Source organism: Frankia sp. CoWAU3, assembly GCF_977971855.1.
This window is the reverse complement of record NZ_CDWWXB010000036.1, coordinates 21,773-23,586: the sequence shown is the minus strand read 5'-3', so window position 1 is coordinate 23,586 and position 1,814 is coordinate 21,773. Positions and strand designations below refer to the sequence as shown.

Sequence of the window (1,814 nt, the reverse complement as noted above, 5' to 3'; positions counted from 1 at the left end):
GGGTGGCGGGCGGGGTCCCCCCCACGTCGATCGCGGGTCGGATCGCGGATCGGGGTGCGCCGACCGGGCCCGGGGCCGAGCCTTCGCCCACCGCTCGCCCGGCCGGTCCGGATCAGCTGGCCGCCGCGCGGGCGGCGGCTCTGGCCCTGGCCGCGCCGGTGACGGCTCCGTCCGCGTCGGCCCCGGCCGTCGCATCCCACCACCCGCCGTACCTGCTGGCCTCCTGGATGAGCCTGGTCGGTCAGGTCGCGACCTCGACCAACCTCGAGCGCCGGGCGGCCGGTTGTCCTCCGTTGATCGTCGACTTGCGGTTGGCCGCCGCGGCCCAGGCACACAGCGTCGACATGGCCACGGCCGGCTATTTCGGCCATGGCAGCCCGGACGGTCGCTCGCCCTTCGACCGGATCGCCGCCGCCGGCTTCTCCTTCTCCATCGCCGCCGAGAACATCGCAGCCGGTCAGCGCACCGTGGCCGAGGTGATGCGCGGATGGATGAACAGCCCGGAGCACCGATCGAACATCCTCACCTGTTCGCTGACCCGGATCGGCGTGGGCTACGCGACGGGCGGCAGGTACGGCACCTACTGGACCCAGGACTTCGGGACGCCGTGAGGGGCGGCCCACTTGCCGGGCGCGACCGGCCCGTGGCATCCCGGGAGGTGCACCCGACCTCGATCCTCCCGACTCGCGGGGATGTCCCGGTCCTGATCAGTAGTCGATCCCGTAGGGTCGGGTCATCGCCGACGGCAGCGAGCACGGCAGCGAGCGTGGTAAAGCCCGCGGACCCAGCCGGTGGACGGGCCGGCGGGCCGCGCGGCAGCGCCGTCGGCGAGGGTGATCCTGGCAGGAGGAGCGACCTTGGTTCGGGCGGTGGTCACCGGCGCGGCCGGCTTCCTCGGCGGAGCGCTGGTCCACGCGCTGCGGCGGCGCGGTGACGATGTTGTCGCCATCGACATTCGGCGCGCGCCGGGTGTCATGCAGGCCGACGTCAGCCGTCCCGGTGAGTGGGAGAAGGCCTTTTACGGCACGGAGCTGGTGATCCATGCCGCCGCCGTCGGGACCGGTGGCGTCGCGGAACTGACCCCGGTGCGTCCCGGCCGAGCCGGAGCGCCGGTACGGGTGCCCGACGCCGAGATCCGGCGGGTGACCCTCGGCGCCACGGCGGCGTTGCTCGACGCCGCGGGTCGGGCCGGGGTCGACCGCTTCGTCCATCTCTCCTGCGTGGACGTGCTTGCCCGGACGAGTGGCCCGGTCCCCGGCGGGACCGGGGACCGCAGGCCCGCGCGAGCCGTCGGCCGATCATTGGACGAGACCACGCCGATCGGACTGACCGGCGACGTCCGCGCCGACGCCATGGCCGCCGCGGAACAGGCGGTCGGGTCGGCCGCTGCGCACGGACTCGGCGCGACCGTCCTACGGATCGGGGATGCCTACGGTCCCCGGGCCGGTCGCTGGACCCTCTGGCCGGTGCTGCTGATGCGGGCCGGGCGGTTCGTCCTCATCGACGGCGGCTGGGGTGTGCTCAGCCCCGTGCATGTCGACGACGTGGTCACGGCGGTGACCACCGTCGCCGGTGCGGACCGGTCGGCGGTCGCCGGTGAGGTGCTGCACGTGACCGGGGGGGAGTCGGTGTCTGCCGCCGACTTCTTCACCTTTTACTGTCAGATGCTCGCGATCGCGGCGCCCCGCTCCGTACCGGCCAGGGTCTTCGGAGCGGTCGACGCGATTGATCGTGTCTGTTCGTTCGCGGAGGGCTACCGGAGGAGAGGTGTGGACGATTCCGCGGCCGAGACGCCACTCCTCCCCACCCACCCG

2 protein-coding genes are annotated in these 1,814 nt (G+C 73.5%); both read left to right on the top strand.

The annotated features are described in order from the left end of the window. A partial coding sequence (locus AC08ON_RS05955; protein WP_476616593.1) for a CAP domain-containing protein occupies positions 1-611 on the top strand: 611 nt, incomplete at its 5' end. A gap of 246 nt (positions 612-857) precedes the next feature. Continuing rightward, positions 858-1,814 (top strand): NAD-dependent epimerase/dehydratase family protein (locus tag AC08ON_RS05950; protein ID WP_476616592.1); only part of this gene is annotated, 957 nt, incomplete at its 3' end.